Annotated in this window: 17 protein-coding genes and 1 pseudogene; 3 read left to right on the forward strand and 15 right to left on the reverse strand. The window is 37.3% G+C overall.

Annotated elements, in window-relative coordinates; all coding sequences use genetic code 11:
- Positions 1 to 399: 399 nt before the first annotated feature.
- Entirely contained in the window at positions 400 to 2,583 is a 2,184-nt protein-coding gene (nrdD, locus tag IGL90_RS10775) for an anaerobic ribonucleoside-triphosphate reductase (RefSeq protein WP_002385686.1), read from the forward strand.
- A 32-nt stretch (positions 2,584 to 2,615) separates the two neighbouring features.
- Positions 2,616 to 3,212 carry an anaerobic ribonucleoside-triphosphate reductase activating protein gene (nrdG, locus tag IGL90_RS10780; protein WP_002356379.1) on the forward strand — a complete coding sequence of 199 codons (597 nt, stop codon included), beginning with the start codon at positions 2,616 to 2,618 and terminating at the stop codon, positions 3,210 to 3,212.
- Positions 3,213 to 3,256: 44 nt separating this feature from the next.
- On the opposite strand, the gene dinB is transcribed toward nrdG, so the two are convergent.
- Positions 3,257 to 4,372 carry a DNA polymerase IV gene (gene dinB / locus IGL90_RS10785; protein ID WP_289876407.1) on the reverse strand — a complete coding sequence of 372 codons (1,116 nt, stop codon included), beginning with the start codon at positions 4,370 to 4,372 and terminating at the stop codon, positions 3,257 to 3,259.
- A gap of 140 nt (positions 4,373 to 4,512) precedes the next feature.
- On the opposite strand from dinB, the pseudogene IGL90_RS10790 reads away from it, so the two are divergent.
- Positions 4,513 to 5,109: pseudogene (locus IGL90_RS10790) on the forward strand (IS30 family transposase); the annotation flags it as partial.
- A gap of 161 nt (positions 5,110 to 5,270) precedes the next feature.
- Here the strand turns inward: IGL90_RS10790 and IGL90_RS10795 are convergent.
- The 14 genes from IGL90_RS10795 to tenA all read right to left on the reverse strand — a co-directional run bounded on the left by IGL90_RS10795 (position 5,271) and on the right by tenA (position 15,575).
- Positions 5,271 to 5,756, reverse strand: a complete 486-nt coding sequence (locus IGL90_RS10795) for an immunity protein YezG family protein (RefSeq protein WP_048737865.1) — start codon at positions 5,754 to 5,756, stop codon at positions 5,271 to 5,273.
- A 16-nt stretch (positions 5,757 to 5,772) separates the two neighbouring features.
- Entirely contained in the window at positions 5,773 to 7,443 is a 1,671-nt protein-coding gene (locus IGL90_RS10800) for a DNA/RNA non-specific endonuclease (RefSeq protein WP_048737863.1), read from the reverse strand.
- The gene (locus IGL90_RS10805; protein WP_010712770.1) at positions 7,437 to 7,799 is read right to left on the reverse strand and encodes a hypothetical protein; all 363 of its coding nucleotides are present in this window, start codon (positions 7,797 to 7,799) and stop codon (positions 7,437 to 7,439) included. The genes IGL90_RS10800 and IGL90_RS10805 overlap by 7 nt, the downstream gene beginning before the upstream one ends.
- 2 nt (positions 7,800 to 7,801) lie before the next feature.
- Positions 7,802 to 8,077, reverse strand: a complete 276-nt coding sequence (locus tag IGL90_RS10810) for a TIGR04197 family type VII secretion effector (RefSeq protein WP_010712771.1) — start codon at positions 8,075 to 8,077, stop codon at positions 7,802 to 7,804.
- Between the two features lie 216 nt (positions 8,078 to 8,293).
- The gene (locus tag IGL90_RS10815) at positions 8,294 to 9,052 is read right to left on the reverse strand and encodes an ABC transporter permease (RefSeq protein WP_002356377.1); all 759 of its coding nucleotides are present in this window, start codon (positions 9,050 to 9,052) and stop codon (positions 8,294 to 8,296) included.
- Positions 9,036 to 9,698, reverse strand: coding sequence for an ABC transporter ATP-binding protein (locus IGL90_RS10820; RefSeq protein WP_048737860.1), 663 nt, complete (start codon positions 9,696 to 9,698; stop codon positions 9,036 to 9,038). Before IGL90_RS10820 ends, IGL90_RS10815 begins: the two co-directional genes overlap by 17 nt.
- Positions 9,699 to 9,712: 14 nt before the next feature.
- A complete protein-coding gene (rsmI, locus tag IGL90_RS10825) occupies positions 9,713 to 10,585 on the reverse strand; it encodes a 16S rRNA (cytidine(1402)-2'-O)-methyltransferase (RefSeq protein ID WP_002359438.1) in 873 nt (290 codons plus the stop codon).
- Between the two features lie 111 nt (positions 10,586 to 10,696).
- Positions 10,697 to 11,044, reverse strand: coding sequence for a DNA replication initiation control protein YabA (locus IGL90_RS10830; protein WP_002356372.1), 348 nt, complete (start codon positions 11,042 to 11,044; stop codon positions 10,697 to 10,699).
- Positions 11,037 to 11,876, reverse strand: a complete 840-nt coding sequence (locus IGL90_RS10835; RefSeq protein WP_002356371.1) for a PSP1 domain-containing protein — start codon at positions 11,874 to 11,876, stop codon at positions 11,037 to 11,039. The genes IGL90_RS10830 and IGL90_RS10835 overlap by 8 nt, the downstream gene beginning before the upstream one ends.
- 116 nt (positions 11,877 to 11,992) lie before the next feature.
- The gene (holB, locus tag IGL90_RS10840; protein WP_002384059.1) at positions 11,993 to 12,943 is read right to left on the reverse strand and encodes a DNA polymerase III subunit delta'; all 951 of its coding nucleotides are present in this window, start codon (positions 12,941 to 12,943) and stop codon (positions 11,993 to 11,995) included.
- A gap of 1 nt (position 12,944) precedes the next feature.
- On the reverse strand, positions 12,945 to 13,274 hold the full coding sequence (locus tag IGL90_RS10845) for a cyclic-di-AMP receptor (RefSeq protein ID WP_002356367.1): 330 nt from the start codon (positions 13,272 to 13,274) through the stop codon (positions 12,945 to 12,947).
- Positions 13,275 to 13,293: 19 nt separating this feature from the next.
- The gene (gene tmk / locus IGL90_RS10850; RefSeq protein WP_002356366.1) at positions 13,294 to 13,932 is read right to left on the reverse strand and encodes a dTMP kinase; all 639 of its coding nucleotides are present in this window, start codon (positions 13,930 to 13,932) and stop codon (positions 13,294 to 13,296) included.
- 208 nt (positions 13,933 to 14,140) lie between these two features.
- Positions 14,141 to 14,737, reverse strand: coding sequence for a recombination mediator RecR (recR, locus tag IGL90_RS10855; RefSeq protein WP_002356363.1), 597 nt, complete (start codon positions 14,735 to 14,737; stop codon positions 14,141 to 14,143).
- A gap of 175 nt (positions 14,738 to 14,912) precedes the next feature.
- A complete protein-coding gene (gene tenA, locus IGL90_RS10860; RefSeq protein ID WP_048737859.1) occupies positions 14,913 to 15,575 on the reverse strand; it encodes a thiaminase II in 663 nt (220 codons plus the stop codon).
- Between the last annotated feature and the right edge of the window lie 2 nt (positions 15,576 to 15,577).

The raw sequence follows: 15,577 nt of genomic DNA on the forward strand, positions 1-15,577 counted from the left end.
CGCTCCAACGTTTTGTTATTACTCTTATTTTACCAAGAAAAAATCTGAATGAACATCGTTTTATCTTACAATATCGTTCGGTAGTCAAAGAATAATTGGCATTTCGTGAATAAATCCGCAAACAATTATTATTTAATAATTGTTATTTTTTAGTGTTGCTTTTAGCAATTTGGCAAAAAACTCTTTGCTGTTTTTTAATTTGGACAAAGAATTTTTTTCACGCAAAAAAATTTGCTCAATCCTTTTCTTCATTTGTTTTCATATTTTTTCAAAACAGCACAAGCACAATATATAGTGTTTGTCTAGTGATATTTTACTAAAAATACGCAATATATCGATTGAATTTAGCCGACCTTTGTATTAGGATAGTTACTAACGAGATATAAGGAGCTGGATAAAATGATGAAGATTACTGATGAAAAAGCCGAGGATGTTAATCTCTCAACAATTAAAGTCGTCAAACGAGATGGTCGTTTAGTGACTTTCGATGATCAAAAAATATACGATGCTTTGATCAAAGCTGAACAAAAAATACATGACCAAGTCACTCCTTTGACACATCAAAAAGTCCAATCGATTGTTGCCGATGTCAATCGAGAAATTGCCGAACGTTTTACCAATAACGTAAAAATTTATGAAATTCAAAATATTGTGGAACATACTCTGCTATCCAACAACGAATATGCCTTAGCCGAAGAATACATTCATTACAGAACCCAACGTGATTTTGAGCGTAGTAAAGCGACTGATATTAATGTATCTATCGGCAAATTAATTAATAAAGATCAGACTGTCGTGAACGAAAATGCCAACAAAGACAGTGACGTTTTTAATACGCAACGTGATCTAACCGCTGGGATTGTTGGAAAATCAATTGGTTTAAAGATGTTGCCTTCACACGTGGCTAATGCCCATCAAAAAGGCGACATTCATTACCACGATTTAGATTATCATCCATATACTCCCATGACAAACTGCTGTTTAATTGATTTTAAAGGCATGCTAAACAATGGCTTTAAAATTGGGAACGCTGATGTCGAATCACCAAAATCAATTCAAACGGCCACTGCACAAATTTCTCAAATTATTGCCAATGTAGCTTCCAGTCAATATGGTGGTTGCTCTGCCGATCGGATTGATGAATTATTAGCGCCTTTTGCGGAACGTAATTATGAAAAACATTTAGCAGATGCGCAAGAATGGATTGAAGGAGAAGAACGCCAAAAAGCATTCGCTCGGAAGAAAACGAAAAAAGATATTTTTGATGCCATGCAAAGTCTTGAGTATGAAATTAATACCTTATTTACTTCCAATGGACAAACCCCTTTTACTTCTCTGGGATTTGGTTTAGGTACCAACTGGTTTGAGCGAGAAATTCAACGGGCGATTTTACAAATCCGAATTAATGGTTTAGGGATTGAAAAACGAACAGCTATTTTCCCAAAACTGATTTTCACAATTAAGCGCGGCGTCAATGCGCAACCTACTGATCCAAACTACGATATTAAACAACTGGCACTGGAATGCGCAACGAAACGCATGTATCCTGATGTTTTAAACTATGATAAAATCGTTGAACTAACAGGTAGTTTTAAGGTACCAATGGGCTGTCGTTCCTTTTTACAAGGCTGGAAAGACGAACAAGGTGAAGAAGTAAATGTTGGCCGAATGAATTTAGGCGTTGTGACCTTGAACTTACCAAGAATCGCTTTAGAAGCGCAAGGAAGCCAAGAAAAGTTCTGGCAAATTTTAAATGAACGTTTGGCGATCGTTAAAGATGCTTTGGTTTATCGGGTTGAACGTGTTAAAGAAGCTAAACCAGCGAATGCGCCGATTTTATACATGTATGGTGCATTTGGAAAACGTTTAGCTACACAGGATGCCGTAGATGAACTGTTTAAAAACAAACGTGCCACGGTTTCACTTGGCTATATTGGCTTGTATGAAGTGGCTTCTGCCTTTTACGGCGGTGCTTGGGAGGACAATCAAGAGGCCAAAAACTTTACACTGGATATTTTAAAAGAACTGAAAAAAAATGCCGACAACTGGGGCAATGAATACGGCTATCATTTTAGTGTCTACTCTACACCGAGCGAAAGCTTGACTGACCGTTTTTGCCGTTTAGATACTGAAAAATTTGGCATCGTCGAAAATATTACAGATAAAGAATATTACACAAATAGTTTCCATTATGATGTACGCAAAAATCCAACGCCTTTTGAAAAACTTGATTTTGAAAAGGATTATCCAAAATACTGTTCTGGTGGTTTTATCCACTACTGTGAATACCCCATGTTACAGCAAAATCCCAAAGCACTTGAAGCTGTCTGGGATTACGCTTATGACAAAGTTGGCTATTTAGGAACCAATACGCCAATTGATCATTGTTATGCCTGTGGTTTTGAAGGGGACTTCCATCCAACTGAACGTGGCTTTGAATGTCCAGAATGTGGCAATCATGATCCTAAGACTTGTGATGTCGTTAAACGGACTTGTGGTTATTTAGGTAACCCGCAAGCTCGCCCAATGGTACATGGTCGTCACAAAGAAATTTCCTCTCGTGTTAAACATTTAAAAAATTAAACTCGATTATTCTATAGAAAGAAGTTTTGCTGATGCGTAATCCGAAACCACAAGAATGGAAAACCGAAGACTACAGCCAAAAAAAGATTGCCGATTACAAAGCGTTCAACTTTGTTGATGGCGAAGGTGTACGCAATAGTTTATATGTGAGTGGCTGTCTCTTTGCTTGTGAAGGTTGTTTTAACAAAGCTGTCCAAAATTTCAATTACGGTACGCCGTTTACAGAATCTTTAATGAATCAAATTATTGAAGATTTGTCCCATGACTATGTCCAAGGTTTGACTCTTTTGGGTGGTGAACCTTTTCTGAATACAGATGTTTGTCTTAGTGTAGTCAAACGTGTGCGGGAAACATTTGGCTCAGCCAAAGATATCTGGTCTTGGTCTGGGTATACCTTTGAAGAACTACTTTTAGAAACGCCTGATAAGCTTGAACTACTCCATTCAATTGACATTTTAGTTGATGGGCGCTTTGAACTGGCAAAACGTAATTTAAATTTACAATTTCGTGGCAGTAGTAATCAACGGATTATTGATGTACCCAAATCACTTGCTGCTGGCAAAGCTGTTATTTGGGAAAAATGTCATGACGCCGAAACGTCTTATGAACAAATCAAAAAATCAATTTAAAAAAGTTAGCCCTTTAGCCATCTCTTGAGGATGTGTCTAAAGGGCTAACTTTTTTCCCATAAAGGTAAAACAATGTTTTCATACGCTAGTGGATCTAAATTCGTTAAAGTAATGCCTAATAAACGGATTCCTTGTTCTAAACCTAAAATATCTTCCCAAATTAAATTCGCTTGATAGAAAAGGTCTTCTTTTTTAGAAATATATTCAGGTAATGTCACACGTTTCGTAATCGTCGTATAGTCAGTATAACGAACTTTCAGGACTACTGTTTTGCCATGTTTTTGCACTCGTTGCAATGCATGCTCAACACCTGCTGCTAATTGTCTCAATTGAGCCGTAACCTGCTCTTCCGTCGTTAAAGGGGTGCCGTAAGTATGTTCCTTGCCTACCGACTTACGATCTCTAGTCACTTGAACTGGCGCATCATGGATACCACGGACTTTACGATACAATGAATAACCCATTTTACCGAATAACCGAATCAACGTCATCTCATCTTGCTTGTATAAATCTGCTCCAGTAAAAATCCCTAGTTCATGCATTTTAGGCACTGTTTTTTTGCCGATTCCGTGAAAATCTTCAATCGGTAATGCTTTCAAAAAATCTTCGGCCTCTTCTGGTAAGACAACCGTCAGGCCCTTTGGTTTCTGGAAATCTGATGCTAACTTGGCTAAAAACTTATTGTAACTAACACCTGCCGAGCAAGTTAACTGCAATTCATGCCAAATATCATATTGGATCATTTTCGCAATTTTAATAGCCGACTTACTGTTGACCTTATTTTCAGTTACATCTAAATACGCTTCGTCAATAGATACCGGTTCAATCACATCTGTATAGCGGCGAAAAATTTCACGGATTTCTTGAGAAATTTCACTATATTTCTGATAATTACCTGGCTTAAAAATGGCACTTGGACATAGTTCATACGCCTTTTGAGCACTCATAGCCGAGTGAATACCGTACTGTCGAGCAATATAATTCGCTGTGGTCACCACTCCTTTGCCCCCAGTATCACTTGGATGGCGCGCAATAACTAACGGATGTCCTACTAGCTCTGGATGATCTCGTTCTTCAACTGAAGCAAAAAACGCGTCCATATCTATATGTATAATTTTTCTCGACGTATCTTTTTTTAAGGGAAAACGTAATTCGCTCATCATTTTGATTCGCCTCCTCCCTCCATTATATACGAACGTCCGTTCTTTTTCAAATAACAGATTTACAATTTAAGTGCAACACAAAAATCATAGATAAAATTCTTGTCTAATGGTGTAGACTAACACGAGCATTTGGGGGAATTTTATCTAGGAATTTATATACACATCTTACTACACAAAAGCGAGAGATAATATTTTTATATCATAGTTTTGGTTTTTCTTTCAGAAAAATAGGTCGGTTAATCAAATGGTCGCCCTCAACAGTTACGAGGGAAATTAAACGACATTCCGCAAAAATAAAACCGTATTCTCCTTCTTTAGCGCAGAAAACTTATCAAAAAAACAAACAAAAATGTGGTAGAAAACGTGTCTTGGATACTTCTCCGCTTAAAGAAACGGTTTGTAAACTTTTCCTAGAAGATCAATGGTCTCCTGAACAAATAGCGAATAGAATTAAAATGGAAAAACATACAACGATTAGCTACAATACTATTTACCATTCCATTTATCGTGGTTTGTTTAATAAAGGATTCACTAAAGACAGTCGTGGTATTCGTAGAAAACTTAGACGAAAAGGAAAAACTAGAAGCAAACGATTAGAGGAAGGCCGTGGAAAATTCAATGATACTCCTACAATACATGAGTATCCACTTGAAGCTGAGAATAGAAAGAACTTAGATCATTGGGAAGCCAACACAGTTATTGGTGCAAAAGGAAGAGCCTGTTTCGTTACATTAGATTAAAAATAATAAAATTTAACATTTTATAAAACTACGAAATAAGTACTAAAAAATATCATTTTACATCAAAAAACTCTCTTTTAGTTTGACTGAAAGAGAGTTTTTTATTCGATTAAATAAAAAAATATTTTAAATATCGAAATAGAAAAAATGAAATTCTATTCAAATCCAAATTCCAATGGTGGATTTTCTACCTCTTTTTTTACTTCCTCATACCAAGCCATGAAAATATCTGAACTATGAAGATCATCAGTGTTAGAATACTGTAAATCATATTTATATTCCATTTTTAAATGTTCACTTTTTATATCATATACTAACTTAAATTGGGTAGGAACAGGTTTATCATATTTTTCAAATACTCTTTCTAGCTTCTGCAAACATTCTAATCCTGCATCTAAAGTGGCTAATTGTTCATCATCAGATACATCATATTTTTTTTCATTGTTTTCAAGAGCATCGTTTACTTTACTCATAAAAACAATTTTATTGTTAATTTGATAAAATACATTAAAAGAAAGTACTCCTTCTTCAATCGAAGCATATAAATAAATTTTATCAGCTCTTCCTTCAATGTACTGAAAGGCACTATCAACCATATCAACTTGTAAATCTGTTATTTTATCTTCGAATATTTTAGTCATATATATTCTCCTAAAATTAATTTGTATTTTTTATAATTTCATTGGTCCAATTACCATCAATTTTGTAATCAATTTTATATGTTGATGGTCTGAAAGAATTTCCTTCATAATTAATTTTCACTTTTACAAATACTTCTTTTCCTTCCTGGAGCGCCTTCTTCCAGATTCGTTCTAATCGTCCATATTCTTTCAAATTTACGTTTTTAGCTTGCGACAATAGATTGTTTAATTCTGGAGAACCGCCAAACATATCTGCAAAAATATGTCCCGCATGGTCATCAGGTTGTTTATCTGGTGTATTCGGATTGTGTCGTTTTCTACCTTGATGTGTCTTGAGTTTCAAGTTAGCATCTGCATTTGAAACCCTTCCCAACTCATCTGTCTTATACCCATAATCATGTTCCCCTGATTTGTATTCATTATTCGGTTTCAAATCTTTATGCTGCTGTCCATAATTCCGTGCAAAGCTATAGCTCACCGAAGAAGTCGCCACACCCATTTTCCGAATAGCGTCTGTGACAGTAATGGCTCCTGCGCCCATAGTTGTGGCACCCGCCACCATTCCTGCTTGGCTGACACCAACAGCTGCCAGCGTTCCGCCAGAGAAATACGTGCCTACCAAGTCCAAACCAGTAATCCCTAAGCCAGTTAAAGTTGTCACTACGCCTGTTGCCAGTTGCAACAATGAGTCATTCAATGATTCCCATTGTTTTTTGTCTAGTTCTTTGTTGGCTTGCTCGGTCAATTCCTTGTCATTCTTGCCATTTTTCAGGATAATCACGCCATTACCTGCACCAAAATTAACCGGCATCACTCGTAAAATGTTGCCTTTATCATCAAACAATAACAGCTGATTCAGTTCTTGAATGGCTTTGTCCCATTGCTTCACAGGAACGTTTTTTAACGCTTCCTGCATAATCTCTTGATAATATTTCTGGGCTTCTACAGGCAAGTTTAACTCAACCATACCTTTGGTTAACGCAATTTGTTTCTGTTCATCAGTGACACTTTGTTTTTTCACGGAAGTAAACCAAGAATGATCAAAACCAACTGGTAATGTATACTTTCCTGTGGCTGAATCCACTTTGGTACCATTAAGTATTTGAATGGATTGTGTCACGATTTTCAATTGTTGTAAACTATTTTCAAAAAGCAAAGCGGTTTGATGGTCAAATTGTTTGAGTCCATTTAGCTTTTGTTCGGCTTCTCTCAACTTGTCCAGTAAGGCAACTTTGGCATTATGGAGACGTTGTGTGTCCATATGAATGGCGTAAAGAAGCGGTTTCGCCAGTTCGCCAATCAAAGAAGATTCCAATTGTCTCGCCATGTCAATTTGATAATCAATGGTTCGAAGCTGACGTTGTAGCGAACGAATCAATTCTTGTTGCAGTTCTGAATCAATCAGCGACCAGCGTTCCACCGCCATTTCAGCATGACGATATCTTGCTAAATCCTGTTCTAACGATTGAATGGCTTGATCAGCTCGTTTGATTGTGGGAATAATGACTTGTTCAAAAAGTCCTTTACCAGCGGTATACGCAGCTCCTGAAAGTTGTTTGCCATCCACTGACTGAACCAAATGTTGACTGCCTTGATTTAACTTTATGGTCAATTCCCGTGCTTGTTGAATTGTGGTTTTCATACTTGAAACCAGCGCTTGCGAATCTGCTCGAACATATCTTACCATGGCATTTGCCCTCGCTCTCTGAACAACGCTTCACGGTCATCAGCTAATTTCAGTTTTAATGAGCGATAGTGTTGAACAAGTGTCTGTTGCTGACTCTGACAGGAATTTCTAACATCACGAGTAACCGCTTGCAAAAAATCGCTCATTTTCTGAGCGTCTTCATCACCTAATGAATGTAGTTGTTGAAAAATATCCGTGTACTTAGCTTCTTCTCTTTTTAATTCTTGAACCGTGCGCTCTAATTGTTCCATTTGCTGACGTTCTTCACGGCGTAACGTCTCTTCCTGTTCTTCCACTTGGGCAATTTTTCTTGTGATTGTGGCGTGGAGTTCATCGTTTCTCTCTTTTTCACTCATATCTATTTGTCACCTCCAAACTGCTTTGCAGATTGTTGGTCACGATAAGTAATTTTTTCAGCAATTTGGGGGAATTTCTCGGCTTGTTTCCAGACACAATTGGCTAAATCTGTTAAGTTTGTTAAAGCTTGAGCATTTACTTGTTTGCCTTTGGTCATTCCTGAAACTGTACTTCCTGAAAAGGTCACCTTTGGGGCTTCTAAATGTTCGTTGATACCAGTCAACTTTGAGACAGCACTTTGGGCTGAACTCGTACTTGAAACAATCTTTCCTTTCATAATGGTTCTCCTTTATTAAATTTATTTCACTTGAAATTTAAGCTACTTTCATTTTACTAAACTTTGGTAATGAAAGAAACAAAAAGAGAATAATTATGACCTTTTTACGATAAAGTGTTGCACTTAATTTGACAATTGGAGATTGAAACTTCTTTATTTCAACCAGAAAAAGCTGAAAATCCGTGAAGTTATAAACACAGATTTCCAGCTTTTTAATTAAACGACCAATTGTTTTTGTTGATTATAGTAGCCTTTATAGGCAAGATAAGTTGCAATCACTGAACCAATACTTGTTGCTGATAGCAACATAAAAGTCACCATAATCTGATATTTTATCGCATGGACCGGATCAACGCCCGCAAAAATCAAGCCTGACATCATCCCAGGCAAACTAACAATTCCGACAGTTTTGGCAGAATCAATCGTCGGCGCCATCCCGGTTTTCACACTTTGTTGGATGATTGGTAAAGAGGCGAGTTTGATAGTTGCACCTAATGCTAGTTTCTCCATTACCGCTTGCCGTTGGTTTTGAAAAAGAGTATCTAAATTGCGATAGCATAAACCAATTGCCACCATCGAATTGCTGGCAATCATCCCACTGATAGGAATGATTTGAGAAGGAATAAATTTAATAGAACCAGAAAAAATCAAAATACCAATGGTAATTCCTGTACTACAACCAATCGCAATGAAAGAAATCAAAAAGCCCTTTTGTAATTGCTGGCTGCGTTTTTTTGCATTAAAGGCTGCGTTGGAAACAATCACCAAAACCATGATGAGCGTTAAAATCAGGTTATTGACTTGAAAAACATATTTTAATAAATAGCCGACTGCGACTAATTGAATGACTGCTCGAATCACACTAATAATAATATCTTTGGTAAAACCTAATTTTTCTTTAGTACTAATAATTAATGCGACCACCACTAGCATGGCTGAAAAAAATAAGGATAAATTATTAACTGCTAAATCCATCTGTCGGCGCCACCTTTCCTGCTACAATACGAATCACTTGCTGTGCTTGCTGAATTTCTTCGGTATCATGCGTGACACGAACCAGCGTGACTCCTTGCTCTTTGTTTAATTGGTTTAACAATTGATTGACAATCTGTTTGCTTTCTTCATCTAATCCCGTTGTAACTTCGTCTAATAATAAAACATCTGGTACAAAAATAATGTTTCGTAGCAAAGCAACCCGTTGTCGCTCACCACCAGAGAGTTCGGCTATTTTCTTTTCAAGATAAGCAGCGGGCAATTTCACTTGTTGGAGCAATGCCACGACTTTTTCCTGATTAAACGCTTCTTGTCTGACGGTAAATGGAAATAATAAATTATCATACACGGTTTCACCAAATAAAGTTGGCTGCTGAAAACAATAAGAAACCTTTTGGCGGTATGTTTCGATTGGTATTGTAGTAATTGGCGCTTCTTGATAAAAAATTTCGCCTTCTGTAGGACTTAATAATGAAGATATAATTTTTAAAAATGTACTTTTCCCGCTACCTGAAGGACCAACAATTGTTGTATTGCTGCCTGTTTCAAATGACAAATCAATATCAGAAAGAATGCTACGACCATTTACTTGATAAGACACGCCTTCTGCTCGCAATAAATTACTCATGTTTCTCTCCTTTTTTAAATGGAATGATATTCTTTATATACTTCTTGTTTTTTTACATTTCTCAATTTGGCCACTTCTTTGATTGCCTCTTTTGAACTCCGTCCCTCTTCCTCCATTAAAACTTGTACATGTTCTTTGAGGGAAATAGCTGGCATTGCTGCTATTGTCTCTTTCTCACCAGTAAATCCGCTAACTAATAAACAACACTCGCCTTTTAGCGTATTTTCTGCTAAATATTCTGTTAGTTCTCCTAAGGTACCACGCAAATACTCTTCATGAAGTTTCGTTAATTCTCGACAAATCACAGCGGGACGTTCTTGACCATAGACTTCAGCAAACGTTGCGACCGTTTTAGCAATCCGATAGGGGGACTCATAAAAAATCTGTGTCGGCCGCTCTTCTTTTAATGCTGATAACACGTCTTTCTGTTCTTTTTTCTTTCTTGGTAAAAAACCATAAAACGTAAATGGCTGTGGTAAAAGACCCGAGGCAATCAAAGCGGTCATTCCTGCCGTAGGTCCTGGCAAGGCAATCACTGCCAGTTCTTCTTCAAGACATGCTGTAACCAATTCATGGCCAGGATCACTAATTGAAGGCATACCTGCATCGCTAACTTGGGCAATCGTTTCACCATTCAGCAATCGTGTAATCAGTTGAGGAATTCGCTCTTTGTAATTATGTTCGTGTAAACTAATTTGTGGTGTTGTAATCTCAAAATGATTTAGCAATTTTTGTGTGTTTCTTGTGTCCTCACTAGCAATTACCGTTGCTTCTTTCAATATGTTTAAACAACGAATACTCATATCTTCTAAATTGCCGATCGGTGTTGGGACAAGATACAATTTTCCTTTTGTTGTTTGCTTATCAAAACTTTTCTGTTTTTGCATAGCGCATCCCTCATTTTCCTTTTTCGTTCTATAAATAGATAAAGGTTTGATTTGACAATCGATTGACTGTCAAACCAAACCTTTCCTTTTTATTTGCAGTGTCCACTAGACTTAACGCGTACGTTCCCCATAAATAACATCAAGACAAAAGGCACATTCTTCATCATTTTCACGTCTTGAACCATATAAAATATTACAGACATGGAAGCCCTCTTCATAAAGTTTTTCCAAATTCATACGTGATTTTGATAGCTCTTGTTTTTCAGTTTCAGTTGTATTTCCTGCTAACTTATTCAGTTCTTGGAGATGCTCCCGTAAGCGTTGGTTTTCGATTTCCAACGTGGTATTTTTTTCTACCAACTCATGGAGTGCTGCTTTAATTTCTCTTAATTGTGTCACGGAACTGTCTAAATCAGTTTCCAACGAATTTAATCCATCATAGAGCGAACGTTTATCCATTTTGATCACCTTTTTCAGCAGCAACTTTCGCAGTAGCTTCTTTGATTTCTTCGTAATCATAATCCGCTGCGATTTCACGACCATGCAGACGAACTTTGACAATCCGACTTAATAGATTCAACCCGACGACTTTGCCTTTGCCATCTGGTGTTATTACTTCTTTTCCATAATCTGGTAATTCTTTTTTAGCGGCTTCATATTCGTCGTTTTCATATTTCAAACAACACATTAAGCGGCCACATAATCCCGAAATTTTGACAGGATTTAAAGATAACCCTTGATCTTTAGCCATTTTGATTGAAACTGGCATAAAATCTCCTAGAAATGTTGAGCAACATAGTTGTCTGCCACAAGGGCCAATGCCACCTAATATTTTCGCTTCATCTCGGACACCAATTTGACGTAACTCAATTCGCGTCCGGAAAATAGCCGCTAAGTCTTTGACTAATTCACGAAAATCAATTCGCCCATCTGCCGTAAAGTAAAAAATCATTTTGCTACGATCGAAGGTATATTCTACTCGCACTAATTTCATTTTTAAGTCATGAGCTCGAATTTTTTCATTGGCAATGCTTTTGGCAGCTTCTGCATCAGCCAAATTTTTTTGTTCTTTTTCTAAATCATTGGCTGTTGCTTTATTTAAAATGGGTTTTAGGTCCTCTGGTAAATCGTCTGAATCGACTGTTTTTTTAGGAATAGCAACAGTAGCTAATTGTTTTGACTGTTGAGATTCAACGAGTACTTTCTCATTATAAATATACTCAGATTTTCCAGGAGCAAAATAATAGATATGACCGGCTTCACGGAAGCGAACTCCTACTACTTCTACCATTTTATTCCTCCTAATCTAGTTCAAGTGAACGTCGCTTCAATCGGTTAAGGAACTTGCTGAAACAACTAAGTTCCTACTATATTATGAAACTGAATGCCACTTGGCACTTTTTTCCTTTATGATTTAGGGTGAATCATTTGGATAACTAATTGTTCACAAACATTTTGCCAACTAACATTGGCAGTCCATTTTTGGCGTGCTTTCAAAATTAGCGCCAACCGTTCCGCCTGCTCTTCCGTTACTTTTTTGGCTTGCTGTGTCGCAACACTTTCTTCCAATAATTGACGGTAATAAACCATGAGCAAGTCAAAGCTAAGCGCTTGTTGTTCTTTTTCCTTAAATACTTTGACCATTTTCTTCTGAACGTAGATAAACGCCTGTAAATCATTACTTTTTAGATAATTAAACCATTGCAAAATGATTTCCCTAGCTTCATTAAACCATTCATCTTGAGAGATTTCAACTGCTTTCTCAAAACTATTTGTCAGCTCAGCTAAAAGGGTTGCAGTCTTTTCACCAATCCCCTGTTTGATTAAGCGATCAATTAATGTTTTTTTGACTAATGGTTGAAAATGTAAGGTTTGGCATCGTGATTGAATCGTTGGTAAAATTCGAGAAAGCGAAGTGGTTTCTAAAATAGCTAAAATTTGTCCTTCTGGTTCTTCTAAAAATTTTAAGAGACTATTGGCTGCGCCGGTACTCATTTTATCTGCTTCTTGAATTAAGAAAACTTTTTTAGCAGTCTCGACCCCACTTTTAGAAAACTCCGCTTTTAATTCACGGATTTGGTTCACTTTGATGGTTTGCCCATCTGGCGCAATTCTTAAAACATCTGGATGTTCATTTTCATTAATCCGCACACAATTATGGCATTCGTTACAAGGCTGTTGATTTACTAAATTCGTACAAAAGACATGTTTCGCCATCCATAAGCCAAATTCTTGTTTTCCAGTTCCTGTATCTCCTTCAAAAAGATAAGCATGGGCAAGACGACCATGCTCAAAACTTTTTTGGAGTTGCTTGTACAGCAAAGGTTGCATTTGCTGTAGCTGTTGTGCTTCATTCATCTTAATATTGATGGAATCCTTCAACTGGTAAGACGAAGCAAGTAGCGCCGCCTACTTCAACTTCCACAGGATAAGGAATTTGGCCATCCATTGTGATATCTAAAGTCACAGGTGTTGAAACATATTGTTTTCTTGATTGACATGTTTCTTTAATTAAAGCTAATGTTTCGTCGACACGTTCATCATCAATCCCAATAATAAATGTGCTGTTTCCCGCTTTTAAGAATCCACCTGTTGAGGATAATTTTGTAGCACGAATATTGGCATCAATAAATTCGTTGGCTAATCGGTTACTATCTTTGTCTTGTACAATGGCTAAAATAATCTTCATGGTCTACACCTTCCTATAATTAAAAGTTTTCTGGATAACGTTCAATAATCGCCTGATACGTTGCTTCTACGACAAGTTCTAAACTCATCCGTGCATCAATCTTTTTGATACGTTGTGGATTTTCTTCTGCTAATTTCAAATATTCATGACGAACACGTTGATGAAATTCTAATCCTTCTGAATCTAAGCGATCAATTTGCTGTGTTCGATTTTCTTGAATCCGCCGTAAGCCAGTATCTGAGTCAACGTCTAAATAAATTGTAAAATCTGGTGAGACACCTTCTGTCGCAAACGCATTAATTGAAGCAATGGGGGCAATCCCAATTCTACGCCCAGCGCCTTGGTAGGCTAATGAGCTGTCAACAAAACGATCACATAGGACTAAATGACCTGCTTCCAAAGCTGGCAAGATTTTTTCCACTAAATGTTGACGACGAGCAGCTGCGTAAAGTAAAGCTTCTGTTCGCTCATCCATTCTGTCATTTCTTGGATCTAAAATAACTGTTCGAATCTTTTCGGCAATCGGTATGCCGCCTGGTTCTCTTGTAGTGACAATTTTTCGTTTTGACTCTTTAGCTAATCTTTCAGAAACTTCCTTCAAAACACTGGTTTTGCCAGCGCCATCTGGACCTTCAAATGTGATAAAAATACCCTGCACGTGCGAAAACTCCAATCAATTTTTACTTGTATCTATTATACTTCATCTTGCTCTATCAGTCTAATTGAAATCCTTATGTCCTATTTAAAGTGATGCATCCGCTGAAAAAAAGAAACTGAAAAAGAAGTACGGGAAAGCTTGAACTGCGACATTTTCTCACAGAAACGACCTACTTCGATTTCAACTTCTTTTTCCAACGATGTTTCTTTTAAATTTCTCGACGTCCTTCGACTGCTTTTAGCAAGGTTATTTCGTCTGCATATTCAATATCGCTGCCGACAGACAAGCCGTGTGCCAAACGAGTAACGGTGATTCCAGCTGGTTTAATGAGCCGTGATAAATACATCGCCGTCGCTTCTCCTTCAGTGGTAGCGTTGGTTGCTATAATGACCTCTTTCACTTCATCATCGTGCAATCGTTTGATCAAAGAGGCAATATTAATATCTTCTGGTCCTGTTCCTTCCATCGGTGAAAGAACCCCGTGGAGTACGTGATACAAGCCTTGATATTCACGCATTTTTTCCATTGCCATAACGTCTTTTGGTTCTTCCACTACTAAAATAATACTACGGTCACGATTTTTATCTTGGCAAATTTCACAAGGATCTTCTTCAGTAATATTTCCGCAAATACTACAGAAATGGAGATCTCTCTTGACACTAATTAGCGCTTTTGCAAAAGCATTAGCATCTTCTTCTTTCATATCAATTGTATAAAAAGCAAGCCGTGTCGCTGTTTTTTGACCAATTCCTGGTAATTTCATATAACTTTCAATCAATTTTGCAATCGGTTCTGGATAATTCATGAGGCTTCTACAGTCCTTTCTTAGCAAGGCGTTTCTGTTATTACTAAACGAGTTATAACAGATTTTGCGTCACTGAATATCTTATCACGCCCTGTCAAAAAAGCAACTGACAATTACTGCTTTCTAATACAAAAACAAGTCGTTAGTTACGAGCACTAAACGACTTGCTTTTGTATTAACCAATCCAGGTTTCGTGTGTATAGGCCATTTCCCAAAAAGCGTATTCCATCTCACTGCTGATAACAAAAGCGGTGATCATAGCTGCTTGTTCTTGTGGTGAACTTTCTTCATATAATTGGTCTAACAGTTGGCGTTCCTCTTGGACGTGTTGGTACGCTTCCTCCCCAGCATAGGTTTCAATCCAACGTTGGTACAGTGGCTCTGGTGAGTGTTGTTTGACTAACTGTGCACCAATTTCTTGATAGAGCCAAGAACAAGGCAACATACTTGCTGCGGCCGTCTTAGGCGTTCCTTCAATAAGTTGGCGATACATATGAGAAACATAGTGATAAGCGGTTGGTGCAATCGGTGTCGCTGCAACTTCTTCTTCCGTAATCGCTAGTTCTTCAAAAAAAGTTTCACGAATAGCTAATTCGCCCAACGCGAGATTTTCCGCATTTGTTAAGAGTAATTTTTTCAATCGAGGTTGTTGCGTTTGTGCCGCAATCAAGCGATAAAGTTGACTAAAGTGTTTTAAATAGTAATGATCTTGAATTAAATAGTAGCGAAAAATCATTGGACTCAAGGTTCCTTCATGTAACTCTGTGATAAAAGGATGCTGAAAACTTCCTTGCCAAGAAGCTTGCGCTTGATCTTTGGCTTGTTCTGTAAATGTCATAG

Origin of the sequence: Enterococcus sp. DIV1307a (assembly GCF_050537425.1) — a bacterium.
Classification (GTDB): Bacteria; Bacillota; Bacilli; order Lactobacillales; family Enterococcaceae; genus Enterococcus; species Enterococcus faecalis.

What these genes read in the sequence shown, in the direction of transcription:
- nrdD (WP_002385686.1), top strand. Translation starts at nt 400, where the DNA reads ATGATGAAGATTACTGATGAAAAAGCCGAGGATGTTAATCTCTCAACA.
- nrdG (WP_002356379.1), top strand. Translation starts at nt 2,616, where the DNA reads ATGCGTAATCCGAAACCACAAGAATGGAAAACCGAAGACTACAGCCAA.
- dinB (WP_289876407.1), bottom strand. Translation starts at nt 4,372, where the DNA reads ATGAGCGAATTACGTTTTCCCTTAAAAAAAGATACGTCGAGAAAAATT.
- IGL90_RS10795 (WP_048737865.1), bottom strand. Translation starts at nt 5,756, where the DNA reads ATGACTAAAATATTCGAAGATAAAATAACAGATTTACAAGTTGATATG.
- IGL90_RS10800 (WP_048737863.1), bottom strand. Translation starts at nt 7,443, where the DNA reads ATGGTAAGATATGTTCGAGCAGATTCGCAAGCGCTGGTTTCAAGTATG.
- IGL90_RS10805 (WP_010712770.1), bottom strand. Translation starts at nt 7,799, where the DNA reads ATGAGTGAAAAAGAGAGAAACGATGAACTCCACGCCACAATCACAAGA.
- IGL90_RS10810 (WP_010712771.1), bottom strand. Translation starts at nt 8,077, where the DNA reads ATGAAAGGAAAGATTGTTTCAAGTACGAGTTCAGCCCAAAGTGCTGTC.
- IGL90_RS10815 (WP_002356377.1), bottom strand. Translation starts at nt 9,052, where the DNA reads ATGGATTTAGCAGTTAATAATTTATCCTTATTTTTTTCAGCCATGCTA.
- IGL90_RS10820 (WP_048737860.1), bottom strand. Translation starts at nt 9,698, where the DNA reads ATGAGTAATTTATTGCGAGCAGAAGGCGTGTCTTATCAAGTAAATGGT.
- rsmI (WP_002359438.1), bottom strand. Translation starts at nt 10,585, where the DNA reads ATGCAAAAACAGAAAAGTTTTGATAAGCAAACAACAAAAGGAAAATTG.
- IGL90_RS10830 (WP_002356372.1), bottom strand. Translation starts at nt 11,044, where the DNA reads ATGGATAAACGTTCGCTCTATGATGGATTAAATTCGTTGGAAACTGAT.
- IGL90_RS10835 (WP_002356371.1), bottom strand. Translation starts at nt 11,876, where the DNA reads ATGGTAGAAGTAGTAGGAGTTCGCTTCCGTGAAGCCGGTCATATCTAT.
- holB (WP_002384059.1), bottom strand. Translation starts at nt 12,943, where the DNA reads ATGAATGAAGCACAACAGCTACAGCAAATGCAACCTTTGCTGTACAAG.
- IGL90_RS10845 (WP_002356367.1), bottom strand. Translation starts at nt 13,274, where the DNA reads ATGAAGATTATTTTAGCCATTGTACAAGACAAAGATAGTAACCGATTA.
- recR (WP_002356363.1), bottom strand. Translation starts at nt 14,737, where the DNA reads ATGAATTATCCAGAACCGATTGCAAAATTGATTGAAAGTTATATGAAA.
- tenA (WP_048737859.1), bottom strand. Translation starts at nt 15,575, where the DNA reads ATGACATTTACAGAACAAGCCAAAGATCAAGCGCAAGCTTCTTGGCAA.